Genomic DNA, 25118 nt, shown 5'->3' on the forward strand with positions numbered 1-25118 from the left:
TTGAATTCCCCCATAGTATTTTAGTTAACCATAACGATTTGGGATCTCATCTCGGCTTCGACCCTTCTCAGATCCGCATCCACCATGCGGTGAATGAGTTCCTCGAAACCGACTTTCGGCTGCCAGCCCAACTTCTCTCTCGCCTTCGAACTGTCTCCAACAAGCAGTTCAACCTCAGCTGGTCTAACAAGCTCCGAATCTATATACACATGGTCCTCGTAACTTAGTCCAACGTATGAAAATGCCGTTGTGAGCAGCTCTCTTACCGAATGCATTTCACCCGTTGCAATAACATAATCGTCGGGCGTCTCCTGCTGCAGCATCAACCACATTGCTTGCACGTAATCGCCAGCATATCCCCAGTCCCGCAGTGCTTCTAGGTTGCCCATAGAGAGCTGCTTCTGGAGACCAAGTTTGATTCGCGCTACTCCGTCGGTCACTTTGCGAGTAACGAATTCCAGACCTCTGCGAGGGGATTCGTGATTAAACAATATACCTGAGCAAGCATGCATATTAAAGCTCTCGCGGTAATTGACCGTAATCCAATGCCCGTATACCTTAGCAACTCCATAGGGGCTTCTCGGATAGAACGGAGTTTTCTCGCTCTGCGGAATTTCCGCTACTTTGCCGAACATCTCGCTGCTCGAAGCTTGATAGAAACGAGCAGTCGGCTTTACGATCCGGACAGCCTCCAACATATTCGTGACTGCCATCGCCGTCATCATGCCCGTCGCATAGGGCTGCGGCCAAGAGGCGGCAACATAGGATTGAGCTCCAAGGTTATATACCTCATCCGGATCCGCAACACGAACGGCTTCTATTAAAGAGGCAAGGTCAGTCAGGTCTCCGGACAACCAGTGAATCTTCTCCTTAATCCCGGCCACGTTTTCATAGTTCGGGGTGCTTGTCCTGCGGCGAAGTCCGAATACTTGATATCCTTTCTCCAGCAAGAACTCAGCCAAGTAAGAGCCATCTTGTCCCGTCACGCCCGTAATCAATGCTTTAAGCATCTAATCATCCCTTCTTCTAAATGCCGTAAGGAGATTTCTTAAATCGACGAACGATTGGTTATATATAAATAGGGCATCGAACCCCACCTCACGACATTCCATCGACGATTAACGTCTAAGGTGAATGCTCACCCACAGAATGACCGAGTGCCTACTTTGATAAAGGTAAAGTAGACATAACCTTTCGTGCTCTAGCTGTAGTAAGCGAAGACCGTATTGCCTCATATATGATTGTTAAGATCCTTAAGCAGCTCCCTGCTCGCGCAAACCAATACGACAAAATTAATTTGTTTAGTATAAAATCTTACACCTTTATTAGTACAAAGTACCTAATCTAGGATACCAAATGTATCTATTTACGTTTAATATATGTTACAATACGTATCATGTCAAGGTCTATTTACCCTCTGCTACCTCATAACGATTTCCTAGTGTTTCTCATTCGATGGATCCGGGCAACAATTCAAAAAAAATAAGAACCTCTCATTCTCGCCAACGGGACTGGCCCTAGATTGTAAAGACAGAGAATCGTTTTCTGAAATAACAATTAGATTCAGTAAAGAAGTATAAGGAGCTGGAAAGGAGTTGTCACCGAAGGTCGTAGTGGAATTAGTGGAGTCAATTCGTGATGTAGATCGTATTTCACAAGCGTTATAAAGCGGAGTATTTCTTGCAAAGAGAATTTCATGCAGATGCACCATTGAGGAAACTCGTTACAGATATCAAGAAGCAAGGTATTTTGATCCCTGTCTCACAAACGGAAGTCAGTTTCATCCTGCTTATTTAGACATGAAAAAAGCATCCCTTTGCGTAATCCTCGTTTTTCAACGAGTGTTTCGCATTTCGAGATGCTCATTTCATCTGATTGACCGTTGTCGATCTCACAGCATTATGTATTATGCTTACCTTATTATACCGGTTTCTTGCGATTGGCTAATCGTAGGCCTACCGTTCAATTAACGGTATTAGAAAAATGGTGCCGAGGACGGGAATCGAACCCGTACGGTGGTCACCCACCGCAGGATTTTAAGTCCTGTGCGTCTGCCAGTTCCGCCACCCCGGCATTTTGTCTTGATGCTTCAAATGGTGGGCCCTGAGGGACTCGAACCCACGACCAATCGGTTATGAGCCGACCGCTCTAACCAACTGAGCTAAGGGCCCTCGATAAACGTCAGAATCACGTTTCAGTCGAGTGGTTGGTTGCGGGGGCAGGATTTGAACCTGCGGCCTTCGGGTTATGAGCCCGACGAGCTACCGAGCTGCTCCACCCCGCGATATCCATTTGTTAAAGTCATCAAATTGAAATGGCGACATGGATTAATATACTATACTCCTATATGCAGAGTCAAGCATTTATTTCTCATCGAGGAAAAAAAATGAACATTTTTTATTTGAGCATATCGCTGTGCCCTCTACAACATATGCTTAAACAAGAAAACGTACGCCGTAACGCCCTTTTCTCGAACGGAAAACCTCGATCTCCTGCGGGCATTCGTAGCCGTAGACCCACCAGTCATTTTCCATTCTTCTTACAAGACAGCCAGCCTGAAATTTGGTTTCGTATAACCGCACCCAATATATCCATTTCATAACGGATCCCTCCTCGAGATATATAATGCCCAAATTCGGTGAAATCAAGCAAATTGGGTATAATCGAAATAGCAAGCGGCAGCGCCGTCTTCAGGAGGAGCAGCATAGGTTTCGCGAGTAAGAAATATGCAAAGGATAAGGATAACCTATACTTTCTTACATTCGAATAAAGGAGCTGATGAGTATGCTTTACGGTATTGCGGTTTTCCCTTCACAAGCTGTACAGGACTTCGCCAACAGCTGGCGTATTCGACACGATCCGCATTATTCGATCATTCCGCCGCATATGACGGTCCGGGACAAGGAAGAGCACTCCGATGCGCAATTACCGGCTATTACCGAGCATATGGAAGCCGTTGCTTCACAAACAAAGCCATTTCAAGTCCATTTCAATCGCGTATCTTCCTTTTATCCCGCAAGTCATGTGCTGTATTTGGCGCTGGAGGATCCAACGCCCATGATCCGGCTCCATGAAGCCGTCTGCAGCGGGCCGCTACATGTTCCATCACCAAATTTCGTCTATACCCCGCACGTGACGATCGGGCAAAATATGCCGCCGGATGAGCTCCACGATCTTTACGGCAATCTCCGGATGTCCGCCGTCGATTTGACAACGCCGATTGACCAACTGCATCTACTGCGCAAGACCGCAAGCGGCGTATGGCATATCGATAAAAGCTTTGATCTGCAAGGATAGGGTTATTGCGGTAACTTCGCATTCTACAGAATCATTCGAAATGCTCCATTGCCTTAAAAGAAAAAGAGCGGCTGTGCCAGATTTAATCTGCACAGCCGCTCTTTATATTGCGTATTAACCTGCCGGTTCGGCTTCTACGGCCGTGTCGTCCAGCGGTCTTACGATTGGACCGCCGCCACCGACGCCTTCGCCGGTACCGCCGTTCGGATTCGTTTTTAGCTTCTCGAGGACGGCATTACCTTTTGTCTCCCATTCCTGGAGCGCTTCCTTGGCCGATATATCCCCTTTGATGACCTTCTGGAACAATTCATATCCCGGGGATTGCGCTTCCCAGATGCCCGGCTTCTCGCGCTGCAGCTTCTCCGTGTCGGTAGATTGCGGAGGAATAGGCTTCAGCGTCGTAAACGCGTTGATGTTGTAATTCATTCCGTCTTTTGGTTTCAGGAATTCTTTGCGCGCAACCAGCTCATACGAGCTGCGCGATTTAAGCTCTGCCCAATCCTTGCTGTTTGTAAACTGCACGAAATCCCAAGCGTCGTCAGGGTTTTGTGCTTTCGCGTTGATCCCCATCAGCTGGCTGAAGTAGATATTGCCACCGATGCCCGGTTTGGACGTTTGCGTCGGCATCGTAACGACATCCCAGTCGAAAGGCGTGAAGTTCTTAATTTTCGAAGCATTGTTCATCGCGTTGCTGATCTCGTTAACGTAGCCGTATTCCGCGATTGTCATTGCGACTTTTCCGTTCAGGAACATATCGCTGCCAAGCGGATTGTACGCGCCTGGATCGCCTGTCGAAATTTTAGTCTGCCAAGCGCTCATATCTTCTTGGCTAGGAGAAATTTTTTGCTTGTAGAGATTAGCCACCGCATTCCATGCGGATTCCCATTGCTCGTTGTTTACAAGCATTTTCTCGCCTTTGTCATCCCACATCTTCAGCTGCAATGGAGCCGCATAGGTCTGAACATCGCTGAAGCCGTCTCCTGCCCAGCGGTTAATGGAGAGGCCAAACTTCCGGTCCGCTCCTTCGCCTTTAGCTACGCGAGATGCCAAGTTGATGACTTCATCCCATGTCATGTTGTCCGTCGGAAGATCAACACCTGCGTCGGTGAACAATTTCTTGTTGTAGTACAAGGCCGAAGAGCTGAATGTAGGCGTCAAAGCATAAATATTGCCGCTGTCGTCTGCCGATTTGATGCCGTCGATAACGGTTGGCACATAGTCGGTCAGGTCAAATTTGCTCTTCTGGATAAGCGGATCCAGCTGCTGGAGCAGATTGTCTTGAATGAGGCGGCGCAGCATGCTGTAATCCAGAATCACCACGTCAACCGGATTGTCGCCGGTTAACATTTCTTTCATTTTCGCGAACGGATCCGGTTGTTTTACGACGCCGTTTGGATCCGGCGTATCATATCGTTGATCGTTGTAATCGATCGCGCTTACGATTTCGAAATCGATGTTCTTGTGCATCATTTCATACGTATCGGTATATTGCTGGCGGACATACGACTCGTTATCCGCTCCTCCGTACAATACGCCCAGGCGAAGCACATGCTTCTCCGCCGTGCTCTCGGAGCCTTTGCTGCAGGCTGCAAGCAGCGATGTTGACATAATTAGCGATAAGGACAAAAAAGTTACTTTAGACGCCCATTTCCTCTTCATTTGGTTTCTAACCCCCCAGTGATTTCGGCGGTGTAATGATAATCCGCTCGCCGTCAAATTCCATCGATGCCTTGTCTTTAATGTTTAATGCGCTCAAATATTCTTTCGGTACCTGCAGTCGGCCGACGCGATCCACGACAACATAAGCCTCATGAACGGCTTGAAGCCCCTTCTCCTCCTGCTCTTCCTCACCTCCACCGGGAATCATATTCGGATTGCGTTTCAGAAATTCCGTGCTCGTTAATCCGTCGCGGATGGCAACGACACGGTCCACCTTGCCGGCAAGCGTAAGATCGTGAGTAACGATAACGATCGTTACCCCAAGCTCTTTGTTGAGCTTACGGAATATCCCCATTATGAGATCCGATGTTGCCGTATCTACGGAACCGGTAGGTTCATCGGCAAGCAAAAGCTTGGGGCGGTTGCACAGCGAAATGGCGATAGCCACACGCTGCTGTTCACCGCCGGAGAGCTGATGCAGCTTGTTGTGCATCCTCTCTTTAAGACCAACCCATTCAAGCAGCTGCTTCGCGTAAGCCCGGTCGACCTTGCCGGATAGCATCATCGGCATCTCGACGTTTTCAAGAGCCGTCAGATACGGCAGAAGGTTGCGGGCATTATTTTGCCAGATAAACCCGACGGTTTCGCGCTTGTATTTCACAAGATCGTCTTCGGAAATTTTGAGCAGATCCCATGGTCCGACATGGACGGAGCCGGCGGAAGGACGGTCGAGACCGCCCAATATATTCAGCAGGGTCGATTTGCCGCTGCCGCTGTTGCCGATGATAGCCATAAGCTCTCCGTCTTCGACCTTCAGGTTCAGACCTTGCAGAGCGACGACCTCCAGATCGTCGCTTTTGTAAATTTTGACGAGCCCTTCGCATGTAATCATGTTGTTTACCGCTCCTCTCCCATTTTGACCGCTTGATGAACGCGCAGTCTGCGGATATGCAGGAAGAGCAGCACCGCTCCCGTCACCATCATAAATCCAACAACCGCGTAAAGCTGGTTCGTGTCCTTCGAGTCGAAGACGACCCGGAAAGGCGGAACCGTATCCGCCACATTCTCCGCGGTCTGCAGGAACGGCAGGAAGATAAGACTCGTTACCTTGCCAATCAATATGCCTAATCCGATAGAGAGCCCCGCCGTAAACAGCTGCTCAAGCAGAAGCATGCCGGTCAGCTGTCTTCTGGAAAGACCCATGGCCCGCAATACGCCAAATTGCACGACCCGGCCGGATAGATTAAAGAACCAGTACAGCACGTATCCGGTTAAGGTAACGATGACGGATACGAGGAAGCCTAGGCTAAGAATCCCGAATACGCCGCCTCTTGTTGGAAGCTTCGATTGGGTAATCAGCTCCGAGCGCACATCCTTGATATTGGCGATATCGATGCCTGCCTTCTGCAGCTCCTCCACGATTGGCGCCACCTTCGCATCCGGCTTCATCTTGAGCCATACCTCGTAAGGCATCATCGGCAGCTGGTCGTAAATATAATCCAGATTCGTGATTACAAACGGCGATTGATCCGGATATTGCGTCGGCCAGTATGGAAGAATGCCTACCACAACGAAATCCAGCATGCCTTCCGAGAAGCCGACCGAGATCAGATCTCCCGGCTTCAGCTGGTATTTATCCGCTACATTGGACGGAATAAGCGCCGCTTGCTCATACATGCCTAAGTAATTCAAATAGTTGTAAGGATGGATCGGGAACAGATCGCTGCGGAACCAGGCGACCTTCGCAAAGTCCACATTATCGATTCCCATGATACTGCCCTGCCCGATTGAGCGGCCGGATACAACCACATTCCCTTTGGTCTGGAGCACGCGGGCAGCTGCCTCAACGCCTTCCAGCTTGCGGAAGATTTCAAACGGCGGTTCATTGTAAAGAATCCGGGTTGGTACCGGCTGCTGGCCGCCACCGCCGCCTCCGCCGCCGTTACCGCCTCCACCTCCGCCGGATCCGCCGCCATTGCCGCCGTTTCCACCGCCGCCGCTGCCGCCATTGCCGTTATTCCCGCCGTTTGGACGGACCACCTCGACGGTGCCTTCCCATACCGTCTGGACGGTAACATCCGTACCGTATTTGTACAGCGTTCGTTCGGTAGAGTTAAGATCGATAGTCCGTGCTGCAGAAGCGTTGTACACGCCAAGACCAAGCGTCAGAATCAGCAAAATCATAAGCGGATAATAACCTTTGGATGAGCGCGACAGCTGTGTCAGCGTCAAATAAAGCGGTACCGGAAGGAACTTGCGTCCCAGCCAGTTGAACAGCTTCAGCAGCCACGGGAACAACCGCAGGCAGACGAGGCCAAGCGCAAAGATCGATAATGCCGGCACAAAGAACAAGAACGGTTGAACGTTTAATTGATCGGTTGTCATACCGGTCTGAAAGGACAACATTTGCCGTTCATTAAACATGTACCAGCCGTAGCCTGCCACTCCCAGCAGTACGACATCAAGGAACCAGCGCTGCCACAACGGACCGCGGTCCGAGCGGGCCAGCTCTCTCTTATAGCTGACAATGGAGGAGCGCGCGTAGATAACCGCCGGAATAACGGTGGACAGCACCGCCAGCAAGACAGCTGCCGCCCCGGCAATCATCGCTTCGGTCGAGAAGCCTACCGGAATCGACTTCCTGTTAACGAAGGACAGGAAGCCGTCCGCGGAGCCTATGCTTTTCGCCATAAACCAGCCTATGAAAGGTCCCGCTACTATCGCCAAGCTGCCAAGCAGCAGACCCTCAAGCAAATAGATCCATATAATCTGCCTGGTCCCCGCTCCCCTGCTTCGCAGAACGGCTATATCGCTTCGCTGCTTGTCGAGCGACTGGCGGGCATTCATCGCTATAAAGTAGAACACCATCGCCAGCATCGGAGCTGCAAGCGTGAAGAGAAGCGTCTGGAGCTGCAAGCTTTGCTTCTTGAACTCCGTCAGCGTGGAAGCGAAGGAAATTTCCACTTTCGCGCCTTTGAGCTTCTGGTACAAATCGATGTTGAGACGATCCAGCGTCCGTCCAAGAGGCGACAGCTCGCTCGTCTTGATCTGCGACAGATCAAACGCGTAATACCAGCTTGCATTGTTAACCGGAATGCCCGCTTTCTGGATAAGCGATCCCATAAACTCGTCTTCGCTGATCTGCAGCGTATTCATCATGCCTTCCAGACCCTGGTACCAGTATGGATCGGTCTGGTTAAGCGGCTTTACAACGCCGACAATCTTGACGCGAAGGGTCATATCCAGACCGCCGTATACGGGATACTCGAGAATATCGCCGACATGAAGATCGTTGCGGTACATCCCTTCCTCCAGCATGACCGCTTCGAGGACGTCATCTTCGCCTTCGGTATTTTTGAACCACCGGCCTTGCGTGATTTCGGTTTTGGCCTCGAGATCCGCCATCGTCATAATCGTCATTTGACGAATACGGCTTGCGTCAACCTTCGTTGGATCCTCCGGCACAACCTCGGCGCCACGGATCGAATAGCTGGACAGCTTCGTCTGGTAAGGGAAGCCGATAAGGCCCGGAACGTCCTCTTTTATGAAGCGTTCCATTTCCTTTAATGCGGCAGGATCCGTCTTCTCGCCGCCCGGCACCTGATAGCGCATCAGCAGCGAACCGGCAGGGAGGCCGTCGCTTTTCTCCTGCAGCGATTGGGCCACGACGCGCTTTAACGCGCCGTCCGCGTACATCGGAATACTCGTTGCGAATGCAACGGCCATAATAAGACCGGCTAAAGTGCTTAACGTCAGCCAGCGGGTATTCCACATTTTGCGGAACAGAAATCGGAATAATGGAATCCCCATGCTATTTACCTACAACTTTCTGGCCTGGCGTAAGTCCTTTTATAATTTCGATCTGCGTTGCCGTTTGCTGGCCAACCTCGACGTCCACCTCCCGCTTCCCTTCCGCGTCTACGACCTGGACATAAGTTCTGGAGCCGATCGTGCGAAGGGTGGATGGCGGAATAACGACGACGTTTTCCTTCCTTTTCGTAATAACGTTAATGGATAATGGCGTGCCGCGGCCAATCGTTTTAGGCAAATCCTTCACGGAGATAATCATAAAATCTTCCGGACGTTCTCTCTCCGGCTGCTGGCCGCCGCCGCCTCCGTTACCTCCGCCGTTGTTCGAATCGGATGAGGTAACCGGGAGCGCCTTCACCGTCCCCTTGAATTGTCCGGCATTGTTGATATCCACAACGACCGGCATGCCTACCGCAATTTTGGCTTGTTCGTCCTTCGTCAGCTTGGCGGCGGGAACAAGCAGACTTGTATCCGCAATAACGGCAATCGGGTCATACGCTTTGATCAAATCGCCCTTCTGCACATTGAGCGTAACAACCGTTCCGCTAAACGGCGCGGTCAAGACCGCTCGGCTGATCTGCTCCTCCAGGTCCGCGAGTGCTTGCTTCTTCTCCTCGAAGGCAATGGACTTCTCCTCGAATTCTATCGGATCCATCTCGTCCTTGCCTTGAAGCGCTTCTTTCATCGCCGTCTCTTCTCTGCGGAAGGCCAGCTTCTGGTTGCGAAGATCCTTCTGCATCAGCTCGACGTCCAGCACGCCAATCGTCTGGCCCGCTTTTACCTGATCGCCGGCTTTAATGTTCAGTTCCTTCAGACGCATACCGTCAAGCGTAAAATAAAGCGTCTCTTCCTGCTGCGAGATCATCTTCCCGATAACCTGCACCTTCGTCTCCAAAGTAGCCGTCGTCACTTCGTATTCCGGCTTCTTCGAGATTTGAGGCGGTGCGATGGACGGCAGCACCTCCTCTTCCGGTTCATCGGGCAGCAGGGAGCAGCCGCTGGTCATCAAGACCGAAGCCGCAATCATTACAGCCGCAGAACGCTTATATAAATTTCCCGTCCACCATTTCATAGACATGATCGGCAACCTCCAAAATTGTAGGATCGTGTGTTGTCATACAAATCGTAACTTGTTCCGTGCGAATAATATTTTGAAAGACCGCCATAATCTGTGCGGACATGTTCGAATCGAGCTCGGCGGTTGGTTCATCCGCCAACAAGAGAATAGGCTTATGCGCAATGGCTTTCGCGATCGCCACGCGCTGCTGCTCGCCCCCGGACAGCTCGAACGGACGGTGATGCATCCTTTTCTCGAGGCCTACCAGCTCGAGGCAATAGGCGACCCGCTCTTTCCACTCAGACCGGGGAGTCCCGGCCATCCGGAGCGAGAGCTCCACGTTCTCCCAAGCCGATAGCAAAGGCATTAAAGCAAACGCCTGAAAAATAAATCCCATTTCCTTGCGACGGATCAACGTACGCTCGGTGTCGTTTAATTTATGAAACGGCTTGCCGTTAAACCAGATCTCGCCTTTGCTAGGCGTATCCAGTCCTCCGAGGCAATTCAGCAGCGTCGTTTTCCCTGAGCCCGAACGGCCCCGGAGCATAACAAGCTGACCTGGTTTCAGTTCCATATGAAGTCCCTTCAGAACGCGCAGCGGCGCCCCCCCGGCCTGAAATGTCCTTTCGACATCTACAACCGACAGCAACCTGTTGTTATGTATTTCGTTGTCCTGCTGCCCTCCAACTTGTCGTTCTTCCTCGTCTGTTGCCGCCATGAACGGATGCGATACCTCCCCTATTTCTCTTTCATAATTCTCATCTTAATCGTTAGACGTAGCGGGTTCAGAAAAAGTTCCAAACGGAAGAAAAATCTTCAAAAATAAAATAGGCATCGTACATATTGCCGTCAAATCGGACATATGCACGATGCCTTTTGCTGCCTTTTTACATTAATTCACTTTAAAATAGTTCACTTCCCTATTAAGCTCGCGGGCAACTCCGTCCAATTGGCTTGCCGCGGAAGCAATGCTCTCCATGAGGGCAAGCTGTTCTTCCGTTGCCGCGGCAACGCTCTCCGTACGCTCCAGATTAGCCGCAGCCGATGACGCCGCTTGGTCCATCGAAGCATTAACCTCCTCGGAGCTCGCCGACATCTGTTCGGTAATCGCCGAATTCTCCTGCAGCTGCCCGGTCATCGTGTCAATGGCTGCCACAATGACGGTTAAACTATTACGGAGCTCTTCCACGAGATTGTTGCCGCGCTGTACTTCCTCCAGTGTCCGTGCCATATAACCGGAAGCTCCCGCGATCTCGCCTCTTGTCTCTGCTACCAGCTGATGAATGCTGTCGGCGGATTCCAGAGAGCTTGCCGCCAGCTTGCGAATCTCTCCTGCAACAACGGCAAAACCGCGTCCCTGCTCGCCTGCTCTTGCCGCTTCAATGGAGGCGTTCAGCGATAAAATGTTCGTCTGGTTCGCAAAGGCGGTAATGTTCTCCGCAATCGACCCGATCTGCTGGGACCGTTGCTCCAATGTCTCGATCATACCCGCGAGCTGTCCGATAACCTCCTTGATCTGGCCCATCTGTACAACCAGGCGCCCAAGCGCTTCCTGCCCTTGACCTGCTTCAACCGCCGTTGCTGCCGACTGCTCCGCCGAAGCGGACGTATTTTCAGCTAAACGCTGAATGCCGACAGCCATCTCGTCGATCGCCTTCGCCGTTTCTTCCGCGCTGCGCGCCTGTACCTCCGTCCCGCTCGTCACCTCTTGAATATTAGCCGCAACATGCTGCGAGGCAGTCGAGGATTCCTGCGACACGATGTTCAGCTGGTTCGTGGATGCGGCTACATGCTTAGCATTAGTCGATATAGAAGAGAGAAGCCGTTTCAGCACGCCTATCATCTCGTCCACGGAGCGCAAACTGTCGCCAAGCTCATCCTTGCTGTATTTGACGTTTCGTTCCGAGGTCAAATCGCCTTCCGCTACCAGCTTTGTTCTTGTCTTCACGGCGGATACCGTCTTCATCACGCTTCGGATCAAGAAGTATATAAGGGCTGCCAGCAAAAGGGTAGCAATCGCCATGCCGACGTAATTGCCCGTTTTCGTAGATGCCAGCTGCTGATTGCTGTCCGTGATTTGCTGCTTGGCGTAGCTGTCCAGCAGGTTAAATATTTCGTCCAGGCCTGTCCGTGCCTTCTCGTATTGCTCATGAATCTCCGCATCCTTGGCTGCTGCGGTACCGGATTGAAGCTCGCCGCTGACAAAAGACGCCCATGCGCTGAAGTCGGCTTCAAAATTCTGAATCAGCTGTCCCATGGTTGTGCTGCCGTCCTCGCTTTGAAGCTCAAGCAGCTTATTCGCCTCGAATATCGCCTTTGCCTCATTTACGCGGTCATCCGCTTCTTTTAGATTTTGGGAAAATACATCGTTCCAGACCTTCTTATCTGCTTCTTTTAATTCACCCAAGGCCAGATACTGGTAGGCGGAATAGGCTTGATACAGATCGCGGTCCGCATTCAAAATCAGTGATGTGGAACGGGCGGACACGCCGTATACTTCATCAGCCATCGTCTTGTTCACCTTTTCCAGCTCGGTAAGCGAGTAGATCCCCGAGAAGACATAGAATAAAAGCGGCAACACCCCGATTAAAGCCATTTTCCACCTTAAGTTAAATCTCATCTGCATGATTCTCCCCATTTCAGCAATATCAAATTAAATGATCTAATAAGATATCGGCATATGAAAGAATGTTCGAAATAACGACGGCTTACATTTTACATAATTTTATGTCGAATTCCGAAAACAAAAAAAGAGCAAATCCCATGTGGGACTTGCTCTTGGTTTGATCAATCAGCTCTTATTTGCCGAAAGCTTCCGGATTCGCGCGCCATGCCTGCAGCGTTGTGATATCCGCGCTTTGCACTTTACCGATTTCAACAGCCGCTTCAATCAGCGCGCTGTAGTTGGACAACGTTTCAAGCGGCATGTTTTCCGCCGCGAACGCGTTAGAGGCTTTCTCGAACTGGTAAGTGAAGATTGCCAGAACGGACAATACTTCCGCGCCCGCCTCGCGAACCGCAAGACCGGCTTTCAGAGAGCTGCCGCCTGTCGAGATGAGGTCCTCGATCACGACAACCTTTTGCCCCGGGTTGATGCGGCCTTCGATTTGGTTTTGCTTGCCGTGGCCTTTTGCTTTATCGCGGATGTACGCCATAGGAAGGTTCAGCTTTTGAGCCACCCAAGCCGCATGCGGGATACCGGCAGTGGAAGTTCCGGCGATTACTTCGGCATCCGGATAACGTTCGCGTATTACGGTAGCGAAACCTTCCGCGATCATATCGCGAATCTCGGGATAAGTCATAGTCAGACGGTTATCGCAGTAGATTGGCGATTTCAAACCGGAAGTCCAAGTAAAGGGATCATTCGGGCGAAGCGCCACCGCTTCGATCTCCAGCAATTTTGTTGCGATTGCGCGCGGCAATTCCGTTAAGGTTACATTCGTCATGGCTTAGATCAGCTCCTCGATAATAGATTCCAATGCTTCACGCGGGCTAGCCGCTGCCGTAATCGGACGTCCGATTACCATATAGTCCGTTCCTTGCCGCAAGGCTTCGCGAGGCGTCATAATGCGGGATTGGTCGTTTGTTGCCGCCCAAGTTGGACGGATGCCAGGCGTTACGGTCTGGAATGCCGTGCCGCAAGCAGCTTTTATGACCTCCACTTCAAGAGGTGAAGCCACTACGCCGTTCAGGCCTGCGCGTTTTGCCAGCTCCGCATAACGGACGACGGCCCGTTCCACCGAGCCAGCGATTCCGATCTCTTCGTTTAATACTTGTACGTTAGTGCTGGTCAGCTGCGTTACCGCGATAATAGCCGGTCTTGCTTGTCCGCTAGCGAGTGCGGCTTCCGCGCCTTCCACAGCCGCCTCCATCATCGCCGCGCCGCCGGCAGCGTGCACGTTAAACATGTCGACTCCAAGCTTTGTTACGCTGTTCGAGCCGCCTTTTACCGTATTCGGAATGTCATGCATCTTCACGTCCAGAAAAACGCGATAGCCGCGTTTCTTCAATGCTTCTACGAACGACGGACCCGCCGCGTAAAAGAGCTGCATGCCAACCTTCATATAACACGGGATGCCTTCCAGCTCGCCAAGCAAGCGCTCGGCTGAAGCCGCATCCGCATAATCAAGGGCAACCATGACTTTGCCTGCCGCTTGTTCTCTTGTTAAACTCATCGCAATCAAAGTCTCCTTTCGCTTCTGAGGCCGAAATAAACGGCCATCCGCCGGCCTCGGGACAGAAGCCTGTGTAAGAAGCTTCCGCCGCCGAAAGCAACCGGCGCTGGCCGTGCTTTCATGTATTCAATTACTTCTGCAGCACCGGCATTGGGCGCGAGGAGAAGTTGATCGACTCGAGCATACGCAGCAATGCGCGTACGGTATCAAGCGATGTCATACATACAACGCCGTTCTCTACCGCTTCGCGGCGGATACGGAAGCCGTCACGCTCAGGCGTTTTGCCCTTCGTCAAGGTATTGACTACGAATTGCGCTTCGCCTTCGCGAATCAGGTCAAGGATGTTTGGAGCGCCTTCGCTCAGCTTGTTCACTCTTCTTACGCGCATGCCTGCAGCTTCGAGCGTATCAGCCGTTCCGCCTGTTGCAATAATTTTGTAACCCAGATCGTAGAAGCCGCGAAGCAGTTCAGTCGCTTCTTCTTTATCTTTATCCGCTACCGTTGCAACGATGGCGCCGGACATTGGAATTTTCATGCCTGCACCAATCAAGCCTTTGTACAGAGCTTTCGCATAGTTCTCGTCGCGGCCCATAACTTCACCCGTCGATTTCATCTCCGGAGTCAGGGTAGGGTCAACGCGGCGCAGCTTCGCGAAGGAGAATACCGGTACTTTTACCGATACGTAGTTGTCTTCGCGCCACAGGCCGTCTACATAACCGAGATCGGCAAGTTTAGTGCCCAGGATTGCTTTCGTTGCCAGGTTCGCCATCGGCAGATCCGTTACTTTGCTCAGGAACGGCACCGTACGGGACGAACGCGGGTTAACTTCGATTACGTATACTTTTTCGTTATGGATAACGAATTGGATATTTACAAGGCCAACCACTTTTAGTGCTTTCGCGATTTTGACCGTGATATCCACGATTTGGTTCTTGATATCGTCGGACAGCGATTGCGGAGGATATACCGCGATCGAGTCGCCGGAGTGAACGCCTGCGCGCTCGATATGCTCCATGATACCAGGGATCAGAACAGTCTCGCCGTCGCAGATCGCGTCAACCTCTGCTTCTTTGCCCAGCATGTAACGGTCGATCAGAACCGGATGCTCCGGATTGATTTTTACCGCTACTTCCATGTAGCTCAGAAGCTCTTCGTCGGAGTAAACGATCTCCATCGCGCGGCCGCCAAGTACGTAAGACGGACGAACGAGAACCGGATATCCGAGTTTTTGCGCGGTTTCTACCGCTTGGTCAACCGAAGTAACCGTGCTGCCTTCAGGCTGGGCAATGCTCAGGTCGCGAAGCAGCTTTTCGAATTTCTTGCGGTCTTCCGCCGTGTCGATGCTCTCAAGGCTCGAGCCCAGGATGCGTACGCCGGCTTTCGTAAGCGGAGCAGCCAGGTTGATTGCCGTTTGGCCGCCGAACTGTACGATTACGCCGATCGGCTTCTCTTGCTCGATTACGTTCATTACGTCTTCGAAGAACAATGGCTCGAAGTACAGGCGGTCCGAAGTACTGAAGTCCGTCGATACCGTCTCCGGGTTATTGTTGATGATAACCGCTTCGTAGCCGGCTTTTTGAATCGCCCATACCGCGTGTACCGTCGAGTAGTCGAACTCGATGCCTTGACCGATACGGATTGGACCGGAGCCAAGCACGAGTACTTTCTCTTTCGAGGATTCCGTTACTTCGTTCTCTGTTTCGTAAGTCGAATAGTAGTAAGGCGTCGAAGCTTCAAACTCAGCCGCGCAGGTATCTACCATTTTGTAGACTGGCGTGAAGCCAAGCTCTTTGCGGAACGCGCGGATATCATGTTCGTTCGTATGGCTGCCGTTCGGGAAGCCTTCCTTGCGGATTTCCGCAATCGAGCGGTCGGAGAAGCCTTTGCGCTTCGCTTCGTACAGCGTCTCGCGGGACAAAGCAACCTCGCGGCGGATTTGATCCTCGAATTCAACGATGCCTTGAATCTTATCCAGGAACCACCAGTCGATCTTCGTGATATCCTGTACGTCTTGCAGCTTGTAACCGCGGCGGAATGCTTCCGCTACGAGGAACATGCGCTCGTCGTCCGGCTTAGCCAGGCGTGTCTGCAATACCGCGTCATCCAGCGTTGCCGCTTCTTTCAGGTGAATGCGGTGTGTGCCGATTTCCAGGGAACGAACCGCTTTGTGCATCGATTCCTCGAAAGTACGACCGATAGCCATTACTTCGCCTGTTGCTTTCATCTGCGTGCCAAGCTTGCGGTTCGCGTTAACGAACTTGTCGAAAGGCCAGCGCGGAATTTTCGATACGATATAGTCAAGGGTAGGCTCAAACATAGCGTATGTTTGACCGGTAACCGGGTTAACGATTTCATCAAGCGTATAGCCTACGGCGATCTTTGCTGCCATCTTCGCAATCGGGTAACCCGTTGCTTTCGATGCCAGTGCCGACGAGCGGCTTACGCGCGGGTTAACTTCGATAACGTAGTATTGGAAGCTGTGCGGATCAAGCGCGAACTGTACGTTACAGCCGCCCTCGATGTTCAGGGCGCGAATGATTTTCAGCGATGCCGAACGGAGCATTTGATACTCGCGGTCGGACAGCGTTTGGGATGGCGCTACGACGATACTATCGCCGGTGTGAACGCCAACCGGGTCGAAGTTTTCCATGTTGCAGACTACGATACAGTTGTTGTTCGCGTCGCGCATAACTTCGTATTCGACTTCTTTCATGCCGGCGATCGATTTCTCGATCAAGCATTGGCTGATCGGGCTGTAACGGATACCCGATGCAACGGTTTCGCGAAGCTCTTCTTCATTCGCGCAGATACCGCCGCCTGTACCGCCCAGCGTGTAGGCAGGACGAACGATGATCGGATATCCGATTTCGTTGGCGAAGTTAACGGCATCTTCTACCGTTGTAACGATAACACTTTCAGGTACCGGCTGTTCCAGCTCGCGCATCAGGTCGCGGAACAGGTCGCGGTCTTCCGCTTTCTCGATGGCAGTCAGCTGCGTACCAAGCAGCTTCACGCCTTCCGCTTCCAGTACGCCGGCGCGTGCCAGTTCAACGGCCATGTTCAGGCCGGTCTGACCGCCAAGCGTTGGCAGGAGGCCGTCCGGACGCTCCTGGCGGATGATTTGGGATACGAAATCAAGCGTGATCGGCTCGATGTAAACTTTGTCGGCCATGTTTGTATCCGTCATGATGGTTGCAGGGTTGCTGTTGATCAGAACGACTTCATAGCCTTCTTCCTTCAGCGCTTGGCAAGCTTGAGTGCCGGCATAGTCGAATTCCGCCGCTTGTCCGATGACAATCGGGCCGGAGCCGATTACGAGAATCTTTTTGAGTTCATTATTTTTGGGCATATTGAAGTTCTCCTTTCAACGTTGCCGCCAGCACAGCTTGACGAGGTTTTTGCGGGTTGTTTTGTTTGTGGTCGCGGATCATGTCCAGGAATTCATCGAACAGATAGCTGGAATCAAACGGGCCAGGCGCAGCTTCCGGATGGTATTGCACCGAGAATGCCGGGTATTTGTTATGTTTCAGACCTTCAATGGTCTTGTCATTGTTATTGATGTGCGTAACGGATAATTCCGTGCTGTTGATCGAATCTTCGAGAACCGTGTAGCCATGGTTCTGCGAAGTAACGTAGCAGCGGCCAGTAGCCAGTTCTTTAACAGGATGGTTGCCGCCGCGGTGGCCGAACTTAAGCCTTGTCGTATCCGCGCCGCAAGCCAGCGCGAACAGCTGGTGACCAAGGCAGATGCCGAAGATAGGAATCTCGCCGAGCAGCTCTTTAATCATTTGAACCGCATAAGGAACGTCTTTCGGATCCCCAGGGCCGTTGGACAGCTGAATACCGTCCGGAGCCAATTTGCGAATCTCGTCAGCCGTTGTGTTATGAGGAACAACCACAACGTCGCAGCCGCGCTGCGTCAGCTCGCGAAGGATACCGCTCTTAGCGCCGAAGTCGACAAGCACGATGCGAGGGCCAAAGCCCGGGCTCGAGAAGACCGATTTGGTCGATGTGCGCGCAACTTGATCCGTCATCAGCTGAATGCCGCCAAGACGTTCCTGAAGCTCTTCCACGCGTTCGGTGCCGGTTGTCAGAACGCCTTTCATTGTACCGTGCTGACGGAGAATACGAGTCAGCATTCGCGTATCGATGCCTGTGATGCCCGGAATGTTGTATTCCTTCAGCAGGTCGCCGAGCGAATATTGCGCGCGCCAGTTGCTTGGCACAGGCTCATAGCGGCGTACAACAAATCCGTGAATGCTTGGGCGGATCGACTCGAAGTCGTCGCGCGAAATTCCGTAGTTGCCAATCAGCGGATAAGTCATCGATACGATTTGTCCGCAGTAGGATGGATCGGACAATACTTCCTGGTACCCCGTAATCCCTGTATTAAAAACAACCTCTCCGAACGTTTGCGTCTCCGCGCCGAAAGATTGTCCGGTAAACAACGTTCCGTCTTCCAACAATAATCTTGCTTGCATCCGTATCACTCCTCATCAGGTCTTCGTATGTTCTATTAGTTAGCGGATTCGTTGTATACGATCTTGCCGTCAACGATTGTAGCCACTGGCCAGCCTTGCAGCTTCCATCCGCCAAATGGCGTGTTATTGCTCTTCGATGCGAATGCAGACGGATCTACCGCACGCTCGCTATCCAGATCGACGATAGTCAGGTCGGCAGGCGCTCCCTCTTCAATGCGGCCGGTAGGCAGGCCGAACACGCGGGCAGGGTCGGCTGTCATGCGGTCAAGCAGGAAGCCAAGCGTCCATTTGCCTGTTTGCACGAACTTCGTGTAGAGCAGCGGGAACGCTGTCTCGAAGCCCACGATGCCGAATGGCGCAAGCTGCATGCCGCGCGCTTTTTCTTCCGCGCTATGCGGTGCGTGGTCGGTAACGATCATGTCGATCGTGCCGTCCTCCAGCGCTTCGATAACCGCTTCGACGTCGCGCGGGGTGCGCAGCGGCGGGTTCATTTTCCAGTTCGAGTCAAAGCCCGGGATATCTTCGTCCGACAGAACCAGGTGATGCGGACAAACTTCGGCCGTTACCCGTACGCCGATCTGCTTCGCAAGGCGGATCAGGCGAACCGATTGCTCGGTGCTGACATGGCACACATGGTAATGCGCGCCCGTTGCTTCGGAGAGAAGAACGTCGCGGCCGACATGGATGGCTTCGGATTCGTTCGGAATGCCTTTCAGTCCATGCTTGTGGGAGAAGGACCCTTCGCTGACGTACAAGCCTTCAACCAGCGTATTGTCTTCGCAGTGCGCGATGATTGGCATATTCATCGATTCCGCCAGCGCCATCGCATCCTTCATCATTTGCGCGCTTTGTACGCCGACACCGTCATCCGTGAAGCCGATTGCTCCCGCTTCTTTCAGTGCGGCGAAATCCGTCAGTTCGCGGCCCAGCTGGTTTTTCGTAATCGCTGCGTAAGGAAGTACCTTTACAACGCCTTCCGAAGCGTTTTTGTCCAAAATGTATTTTACCGTCTCGGGCGTATCCACCGAAGGGCGTGTATTCGGCATGCATGCGATTGTCGTGAAGCCGCCTTTCGCTGCCGATCGCGTGCCTGTCGCGATGTCTTCTTTATATTCGAAGCCCGGGTCGCGAAGGTGGACGTGCATATCGATGAAGCCCGCCGATACGAGCTTTCCTGCCGCGTCGATGACTTCCGCAGAGCCTGTGTCCGGCGCTGCAGAACCGTCAACGATTTCCGCGATTTGCTCGCCTTCGAGGCGAATATGTTTCTTTTGCAAGCTTCCAGAAGCTTTATCCCATACGCTACCGTTAATAATCCATACTGACATTGTTTTGTTCACCTTCCGGAATTTATTCGTGTTAGCTCAGTGCCCGTTCTACAACCGCCATCCGAATCGGTACGCCGTTCGCCATTTGGGGGAAAATGCGCGATTGCGGATGTTCAACCAGCTCATCGTCAATCTCAACGCCGCGGTTGATTGGAGCCGGATGCATGATGATCGCGTGCTCTGCGATCCGGCTTGCGCGCTCGACCGTCAGGCCGAACTGCTCGCGGTAAGCTTCTGCCGAATTCAGCATGCCGCTCTCATGACGCTCGAGTTGTACGCGAAGCATCATCACGACGTCGGCTTTCAGCGCTTCATCCATTGTTACGTACGGCACATCAAGCTCAGGCGCGGTCATGTTGCTTGGCGAGCAGAACTGAACCTTTGCACCAAACTTGCGGAGCGCCCACAGATTGGAGCGTGCTACGCGGCTGTGAAGAACGTCGCCGATGATCGACACGGTCAGGCCGTTCAGATTGCCGAAATGCTTGCGCATTGTATATAAGTCGAGCAGCGCCTGTGTCGGGTGCTCGTTGTTGCCGTCGCCTGCGTTAATTAGCGGCACTTGAATTTTTGTAGCCAGCTCGGCAAGAACGCCGATTGGCTTGAGCCGGATAATCCCGACGTCGATGCCCATCGATTCAAGCGTACGGACCGTGTCGTAGATCGATTCGCCCTTCTGCACGCTGGATACGGCAGCCGAGAAGTTCAATACTTCCGCTCCAAGACGTTTCTCTGCTACCTCGAAGGAGAAGCGAGTTCTTGTGCTGTTCTCGAAGAACATGTTCGCCGCGAATTTGCCCTGCATCACATTGTGCACTTTGCTTGGGTGCTGTTCCCAGTAAGCCGCACGATCCAAAATCGATTCAATTTCTTCTTTGCTGAGATCTTTCAGTCCAAGCAAACTGCGTTGTTTAAGTTGTGTCATCGTCGTCATCAGACCTGCCCCCTCTGGTGTATGATCATGACTTGGTCCTTCAGATCGATTTCCGTTAACGAGACGTCAATTTGCTCTTGTTTGGAGGTCGGTACGTTTTTGCCTACGTAATCAGGCCGGATCGGGAGCTCTCTGTGTCCTCTGTCCACCAGAACGGCCAGCTGGATGCTTTCCGGTCTTCCGCAGTCCATCAGGGCATCCATTGCCGCACGGATCGTACGTCCGGTGAAGAGAACATCGTCGCACAGGATAACTTTCTTATCATGTGCCGAGAACGGTTCGCCATTCAGATCGCCGATTACCGCAGCCAGTTCCACGCGTGTATCCACGGATGCTGCTTTGCGGTCATCCCGGTAAGAGGTGATGTCGAGCTCTCTCACTTCAACCGGCTTGCCTTCGATATCCTGAATGCGATCCGCAATTCTTCTTGCCAGGTAAATCCCTCTTGTGCGGATGCCAATCAGAACGCAGTTATCAATGCCTTTGTTCTTCTCCACGATCTCGTGCGCAATTCTTGTGAGTGCTCTTCGGATCGCTGTCTCGTCCATTATGACCAGATGCTCTTCTTCCACCGTTACCGCCTCCTCCTTCGCTCTCGGATAATCAATCGCGCCTGTTGGCATGGAGACGAAAAAAGGCTCCTTGCCAACAACGCAAGGAGCCTGAGACCGGCCACACATAGAGGGTCGACTTAACCTCCGCTATCCCAGCAGGATACGGTTAGGCTAAGGCCCTGTTCTAAGTGTGGCAGATCTGTTATTCACGCTACCTTGCCAGCCTCACGGGGCTGATTTAAAGGTACTGCCATATATCAAAGGAATTGTACCGCGCCCTGCAAAAGATGTCAAGGGGTGATGGCAGTTAAACAGCAAACTGCGCAATCGAATGTTCTTTCAACCGCTGTTGCTCGGGGATTCCGGTGAACAATTGTTTAGTGTATGGAATTCCCGAGCAAAGGCGGACGCTACGCTTTTCAAGAATCATTCGAATCGCTACGTTTGTATTTAACTGCAGGGATAAAAAGAATAAAGGAATATGCTCGTCTTATCTTCTGCACGACCGTTTATTTTATGACTGGGACATTTTATGATTCATGACATGACCCCTAACCCCTCTCGAAGTGCCCAGCCCTTTATGTTAAGATGAATACCATCCATAACGTACATAGACGGGACAGGTGAAAGCAAGCATGGAACATTTAATTAGAGCGGATGTCCGCGGAATCGAAGTTTCCGGCATCCGGAAAATGGCGAACAAGGTTAGTCAATACGAAGGGGTGCTGTCGCTTACCATCGGTCAGCCGGACTTCCCGACTCCCAAGCATATCCTCGAAGCAGCCAAGCATGCGATCGACAACGGGGAAACGGTATATACCCCTAATGCGGGTACTCTGCAATTGCGGAAAGCAGCAGCGAATTTTATGCAGCACAAATACGGGCTGACTTACGATCCTTCCGAGGAGGTTATCGTAACGGTCGGCGCAAGCGAAGCCATTGACGTTGCATTCCGGACGATACTGGAGGAAGGAACCGAAGTACTTCTGCCGGGTCCAATCTATCCGGGCTATGAGCCGATTATCCGCATGTGCGGCGCTAAGCCGGTGCATGTCGATACAACCGGCAACGGGTTCAAATTAACGGCAGAATTGATCAAAACGTATTTGACGGAGCGTACGCGCTGCATCGTGCTGGCGTCGCCTTCGAATCCGACAGGCTGCACGCTATCGGAAGGCGAGCTTAAAGAGATTGCGGATCTGGTACAGGATCGCGAGCTGTTCGTCTTGTCCGATGAAATTTACAGCGAGCTTGTATTCGACGGGACTCATTCTTCCATAGCGGCACTGCCGGGCTTGCGCGAAAAGACAATCGTCATAAACGGATTGTCCAAATCGCATTCCATGACCGGATGGCGCGTTGGACTGCTGTTCGCGCCGGCTTACTTGGCAAGGCACATCGTAAAGGTGCATCAATACAACGTAACATGCGCCAGCTCGATCAGCCAAGCCGCTGCGGTTGAAGCCTTAACCGCCGGCATCGATGACGCGCTGCCGATGAGGGACGAATACGCTCGGCGCCGTGACTATGCCTACGACCGTCTGGTAGCGGCAGGATTCGATGTCGTGAAGCCAAACGGAGCTTTCTACATCTTCCCTTCAGTAGAGAAGTTTGGGCTCGACTCCACGACTTTCGCGCACCGTCTGCTTGAAGAGAAACGCGTTGCGGTTGTGCCTGGTGCCGCATTTGCTCCTTACGGCGACAATTACATCCGGATTTCGTACGCTTGCTCCATGGAAGTACTACGAGAGGCCATGGACCGCATTCATTCCTTTGTAGAAGGTCTTTAAGCTGTTCGCTACACGAAAAAGCTGCTTTGCGTCATACGCAAAGCAGCTTTTTTTTATTTATGACGAGCGATGCCGCAAATAATTCGAGACCACCTCGATCGCAACCCCGATCGCGTCCTCCTGCGGCTCCAACTTGGCATGATGCAGGCCATACGGCGTATCCACGCCAAGCCAGAACATCAGACCCGGAATATCTTGAAGGAAATACCCGAAGTCCTCTCCGGTCATTGCTTCCGTGCATTCAATGAGCTGTACGCCTTCAAAAGCACGAACCCAATCCATAAAACGCTCGGCTTCTTGTTCATTATTGTATACCTGATAATAATTCGAGCCGTAATCGAGCTCGGTCTGGCATCCAAAGCTGACTTTAAGCCCGTCCAGCAGCGACTCGATGCGAGCTTTTACATCGCTCATGGATTTTGCGCTCAAGGTTCTGATCGTACCCTCGAGGCGTACCCGTTCGGCGATGATATTCTGCTTCGTGCCTCCTTCGATCTTGCCCAACGTCACAACGACAGAGTCGAGAGGATCCACGTTGCGGGAGACAATCGACTGCAGCTGCATGATAAGGCTTGCTCCGGCAACGATCATATCGTTGGCGCGGTGCGGATACGCCGCGTGGCCGCCTTTGCCGATGATATCGATAAACAGCTCCGACGTGTTGGCGAATAAAATGCCCGGACGGGTTGCGATCGTGCCTACCGGATATTCCGGCGCAATGTGCAGCGCCATCATAAAATCAGGCTTCCACTCTTTGAATTCTTCGCTCTGCAGCATCGGCAAAGCCCCGCCCGGTCCCTCTTCGGCCGGCTGGAACACGAATAGAACATCGTCATTGATCGGCAGCTCCACGATTGCCGTCAATACCCCTAGCCCAATCGCCATATGCAGATCGTGTCCGCATGCATGCATATAACCGTTATGCGTCGAACGGAACTCATAACCCGTATCTTCCTCGATAGGCAGCCCGTCCATATCCGCCCGATAACCTAAGCAATGCTCGCCCACCAGGCCTTTCACCCGAACCAAGACGCCGGTACGCCAGGTCCGGATCTCCAGCCGATCTTGCGGCAATCCGTTAATATACTCGAGCAGCATGGCTTGCGTCTTAAACTCTTGAAACCCCGGCTCGGGGATCTGGTGAAACTGTCGCCTTAACTCCACGAACTTGCTCATTCGATCAACTCCTTTCTTCAACATGCAAGGGCCAACGCCAATTTCCGTCAGCCTCGCCAAACAAGGAAACACGCGCCACATAGATGGCGCGCGCTGCAAAATCTTATTATTTCAAATCGCGAAGGCCTTCAACGATAATCGTCTTGGACTTCGTTTTTTCGTCAACCATCTTGATAATGCGAGCAGGGACGCCCGCAACAACCGCATTTTCAGGCACGTCCTCGATAACAATGGCACCTGCTGCGATAACAGCGCCTTTGCCAACGCGAACGCCTTCCAGAACAACCGCGTTAGCGCCGATAACAACGTCGTCTTCGATAACAACCGGCAGAGCGGATGGCGGCTCGATAACGCCAGCCAGTACAGCGCCTGCGCCAACATGACACATTTTGCCGACTTGCACGCGTCCGCCAAGCGTTGCGTTCATGTCGATCATTGTGCCTTCGCCGATCGAGCAGCCGATGTTAATCGTAGCGCCCATCATGATAACCGCGTTGTTGCCGATTTCGACTTTGTCGCGAATAACGGCGCCTGGCTCGATGCGGGCGTTAATGCCTTTCAGGTCGAGCATCGGAATTGCGGAGTTGCGGCGATCATTCTCCACTTCGTAATATTCGATGTTTGCTTTCTCGTTTTCCAGCAAGGCTTGAACTTCCGCCCAATCGCCGAACAGCACGCCGCCGTCGCCGAAATCGAATACTTTAACTTCAGCGTTAGCCGAAGCGATTTTGCCTTTGAAGTAAACCTTCACCGGCGTAACTTTCTTGCCGTTCTTGATGTAATTGATAACTTCCATTGTTTGGTCCATGTTTTGCATAGCTTTTCGTCTCTCCTTCATCACCAGCAACTGTTCATTA

General features: G+C 52.2%; 19 protein-coding genes and 3 tRNA genes. 2 read left to right on the forward strand and 20 right to left on the reverse strand.

Annotated elements, in window-relative coordinates; genetic code table 11:
* Positions 1–20: 20 nt before the first annotated feature.
* From gmd to ACR9FF_RS18940, 5 genes are all read right to left on the reverse strand, one after another.
* Positions 21–1010 (reverse strand): GDP-mannose 4,6-dehydratase, encoded by a 990-nt coding sequence (gene gmd / locus ACR9FF_RS18920; protein ID WP_201001347.1) that lies wholly within the window; start codon positions 1008–1010, stop codon positions 21–23.
* A 974-nt stretch (positions 1011–1984) separates the two neighbouring features.
* Positions 1985–2073, reverse strand: a tRNA-Leu gene (locus tag ACR9FF_RS18925).
* Positions 2074–2094: 21 nt separating this feature from the next.
* Positions 2095–2171: transfer RNA gene (locus tag ACR9FF_RS18930), tRNA-Ile, on the reverse strand.
* Between the two features lie 36 nt (positions 2172–2207).
* Positions 2208–2284: transfer RNA gene (locus ACR9FF_RS18935), tRNA-Met, on the reverse strand.
* A 151-nt stretch (positions 2285–2435) separates the two neighbouring features.
* Complete coding sequence (locus ACR9FF_RS18940; RefSeq protein WP_015845421.1) at positions 2436–2600, reverse strand: hypothetical protein; 165 nt, start codon at positions 2598–2600, stop codon at positions 2436–2438.
* 184 nt (positions 2601–2784) lie between these two features.
* On the opposite strand from ACR9FF_RS18940, the gene ACR9FF_RS18945 reads away from it, so the two are divergent.
* Positions 2785–3297: a 2'-5' RNA ligase family protein gene (locus tag ACR9FF_RS18945; RefSeq protein WP_435163702.1), complete on the forward strand. Its 513-nt coding sequence runs from the start codon at positions 2785–2787 to the stop codon at positions 3295–3297.
* Positions 3298–3411: 114 nt separating this feature from the next.
* On the opposite strand, the gene ACR9FF_RS18950 is transcribed toward ACR9FF_RS18945, so the two are convergent.
* The 13 genes from ACR9FF_RS18950 to pyrR form a co-directional block, all read right to left on the reverse strand.
* Complete coding sequence (locus tag ACR9FF_RS18950; RefSeq protein WP_435163704.1) at positions 3412–4956, reverse strand: ABC transporter substrate-binding protein; 1545 nt, start codon at positions 4954–4956, stop codon at positions 3412–3414.
* A 7-nt stretch (positions 4957–4963) separates the two neighbouring features.
* Positions 4964–5848, reverse strand: a complete 885-nt coding sequence (locus ACR9FF_RS18955; protein WP_127497685.1) for an ABC transporter ATP-binding protein — start codon at positions 5846–5848, stop codon at positions 4964–4966.
* Between the two features lie 5 nt (positions 5849–5853).
* On the reverse strand, positions 5854–8766 hold the full coding sequence (locus tag ACR9FF_RS18960; RefSeq protein ID WP_435163706.1) for an FtsX-like permease family protein: 2913 nt from the start codon (positions 8764–8766) through the stop codon (positions 5854–5856).
* A gap of 1 nt (position 8767) precedes the next feature.
* Complete coding sequence (locus ACR9FF_RS18965; protein ID WP_127497689.1) at positions 8768–9844, reverse strand: efflux RND transporter periplasmic adaptor subunit; 1077 nt, start codon at positions 9842–9844, stop codon at positions 8768–8770.
* Positions 9810–10541, reverse strand: a complete 732-nt coding sequence (locus ACR9FF_RS18970; protein ID WP_127497691.1) for an ABC transporter ATP-binding protein — start codon at positions 10539–10541, stop codon at positions 9810–9812. The genes ACR9FF_RS18965 and ACR9FF_RS18970 overlap by 35 nt, the downstream gene beginning before the upstream one ends.
* A 174-nt stretch (positions 10542–10715) precedes the next feature.
* Positions 10716–12443, reverse strand: a complete 1728-nt coding sequence (locus ACR9FF_RS18975; protein WP_435163709.1) for a methyl-accepting chemotaxis protein — start codon at positions 12441–12443, stop codon at positions 10716–10718.
* 178 nt (positions 12444–12621) lie between these two features.
* Positions 12622–13269: an orotate phosphoribosyltransferase gene (pyrE, locus tag ACR9FF_RS18980; protein ID WP_435163712.1), complete on the reverse strand. Its 648-nt coding sequence runs from the start codon at positions 13267–13269 to the stop codon at positions 12622–12624.
* 3 nt (positions 13270–13272) lie between these two features.
* Complete coding sequence (pyrF, locus tag ACR9FF_RS18985; protein ID WP_435163715.1) at positions 13273–13998, reverse strand: orotidine-5'-phosphate decarboxylase; 726 nt, start codon at positions 13996–13998, stop codon at positions 13273–13275.
* Positions 13999–14128: 130 nt separating this feature from the next.
* Entirely contained in the window at positions 14129–17347 is a 3219-nt protein-coding gene (gene carB / locus ACR9FF_RS18990) for a carbamoyl-phosphate synthase large subunit (protein WP_435163718.1), read from the reverse strand.
* Positions 17334–18479, reverse strand: a complete 1146-nt coding sequence (locus ACR9FF_RS18995; RefSeq protein WP_248757754.1) for a carbamoyl phosphate synthase small subunit — start codon at positions 18477–18479, stop codon at positions 17334–17336. Before ACR9FF_RS18995 ends, carB begins: the two co-directional genes overlap by 14 nt.
* A gap of 35 nt (positions 18480–18514) precedes the next feature.
* Positions 18515–19807 (reverse strand): dihydroorotase, encoded by a 1293-nt coding sequence (locus tag ACR9FF_RS19000; protein ID WP_435163722.1) that lies wholly within the window; start codon positions 19805–19807, stop codon positions 18515–18517.
* Positions 19808–19838: 31 nt separating this feature from the next.
* Positions 19839–20744, reverse strand: coding sequence for an aspartate carbamoyltransferase catalytic subunit (locus tag ACR9FF_RS19005; protein WP_127497706.1), 906 nt, complete (start codon positions 20742–20744; stop codon positions 19839–19841).
* Positions 20741–21364, reverse strand: coding sequence for a bifunctional pyr operon transcriptional regulator/uracil phosphoribosyltransferase PyrR (pyrR, locus tag ACR9FF_RS19010; protein ID WP_127497708.1), 624 nt, complete (start codon positions 21362–21364; stop codon positions 20741–20743). The genes ACR9FF_RS19005 and pyrR overlap by 4 nt, the downstream gene beginning before the upstream one ends.
* A 566-nt stretch (positions 21365–21930) precedes the next feature.
* Between pyrR and ACR9FF_RS19015 the strand changes: the two genes are divergently transcribed.
* Positions 21931–23085 carry an aminotransferase A gene (locus ACR9FF_RS19015; protein ID WP_435163725.1) on the forward strand — a complete coding sequence of 385 codons (1155 nt, stop codon included), beginning with the start codon at positions 21931–21933 and terminating at the stop codon, positions 23083–23085.
* 57 nt (positions 23086–23142) lie between these two features.
* Here the strand turns inward: ACR9FF_RS19015 and ACR9FF_RS19020 are convergent, their stop codons facing one another.
* Both ACR9FF_RS19020 and dapD read right to left on the reverse strand, forming a co-directional pair.
* Positions 23143–24261, reverse strand: coding sequence for an N-acetyldiaminopimelate deacetylase (locus tag ACR9FF_RS19020; protein ID WP_435163728.1), 1119 nt, complete (start codon positions 24259–24261; stop codon positions 23143–23145).
* A 106-nt stretch (positions 24262–24367) separates the two neighbouring features.
* Entirely contained in the window at positions 24368–25078 is a 711-nt protein-coding gene (gene dapD, locus ACR9FF_RS19025; protein WP_127497715.1) for a 2,3,4,5-tetrahydropyridine-2,6-dicarboxylate N-acetyltransferase, read from the reverse strand.
* Positions 25079–25118: the final 40 nt, after the last annotated feature.

It is taken from the genome of Paenibacillus glycanilyticus (assembly GCF_051200795.1).
Classification (GTDB): Bacteria; Bacillota; Bacilli; order Paenibacillales; family Paenibacillaceae; genus Pristimantibacillus; species Pristimantibacillus glycanilyticus.

Excerpts from the sequence above, each read along its gene's own strand:
- ACR9FF_RS18970 (WP_127497691.1), bottom strand. The coding sequence starts at position 10,541 with ATGGCGGCAACAGACGAGGAAGAACGACAAGTTGGAGGGCAGCAGGAC.
- ACR9FF_RS18955 (WP_127497685.1), bottom strand. The coding sequence starts at position 5,848 with ATGATTACATGCGAAGGGCTCGTCAAAATTTACAAAAGCGACGATCTG.
- ACR9FF_RS19020 (WP_435163728.1), bottom strand. The coding sequence starts at position 24,261 with ATGAGCAAGTTCGTGGAGTTAAGGCGACAGTTTCACCAGATCCCCGAG.
- ACR9FF_RS19015 (WP_435163725.1), top strand. The coding sequence starts at position 21,931 with ATGGAACATTTAATTAGAGCGGATGTCCGCGGAATCGAAGTTTCCGGC.
- pyrE (WP_435163712.1), bottom strand. The coding sequence starts at position 13,269 with ATGACGAATGTAACCTTAACGGAATTGCCGCGCGCAATCGCAACAAAA.
- ACR9FF_RS18965 (WP_127497689.1), bottom strand. The coding sequence starts at position 9,844 with ATGTCTATGAAATGGTGGACGGGAAATTTATATAAGCGTTCTGCGGCT.
- pyrF (WP_435163715.1), bottom strand. The coding sequence starts at position 13,998 with ATGAGTTTAACAAGAGAACAAGCGGCAGGCAAAGTCATGGTTGCCCTT.
- ACR9FF_RS18950 (WP_435163704.1), bottom strand. The coding sequence starts at position 4,956 with ATGAAGAGGAAATGGGCGTCTAAAGTAACTTTTTTGTCCTTATCGCTA.
- ACR9FF_RS18995 (WP_248757754.1), bottom strand. The coding sequence starts at position 18,479 with ATGCAAGCAAGATTATTGTTGGAAGACGGAACGTTGTTTACCGGACAA.
- ACR9FF_RS18960 (WP_435163706.1), bottom strand. The coding sequence starts at position 8,766 with ATGGGGATTCCATTATTCCGATTTCTGTTCCGCAAAATGTGGAATACC.
- pyrR (WP_127497708.1), bottom strand. The coding sequence starts at position 21,364 with ATGCCAACAGGCGCGATTGATTATCCGAGAGCGAAGGAGGAGGCGGTA.
- ACR9FF_RS18940 (WP_015845421.1), bottom strand. The coding sequence starts at position 2,600 with ATGAAATGGATATATTGGGTGCGGTTATACGAAACCAAATTTCAGGCT.
- carB (WP_435163718.1), bottom strand. The coding sequence starts at position 17,347 with ATGCCCAAAAATAATGAACTCAAAAAGATTCTCGTAATCGGCTCCGGC.
- ACR9FF_RS18975 (WP_435163709.1), bottom strand. The coding sequence starts at position 12,443 with ATGAGATTTAACTTAAGGTGGAAAATGGCTTTAATCGGGGTGTTGCCG.
- ACR9FF_RS18945 (WP_435163702.1), top strand. The coding sequence starts at position 2,785 with ATGCTTTACGGTATTGCGGTTTTCCCTTCACAAGCTGTACAGGACTTC.
- ACR9FF_RS19000 (WP_435163722.1), bottom strand. The coding sequence starts at position 19,807 with ATGTCAGTATGGATTATTAACGGTAGCGTATGGGATAAAGCTTCTGGA.
- dapD (WP_127497715.1), bottom strand. The coding sequence starts at position 25,078 with ATGCAAAACATGGACCAAACAATGGAAGTTATCAATTACATCAAGAAC.
- gmd (WP_201001347.1), bottom strand. The coding sequence starts at position 1,010 with ATGCTTAAAGCATTGATTACGGGCGTGACGGGACAAGATGGCTCTTAC.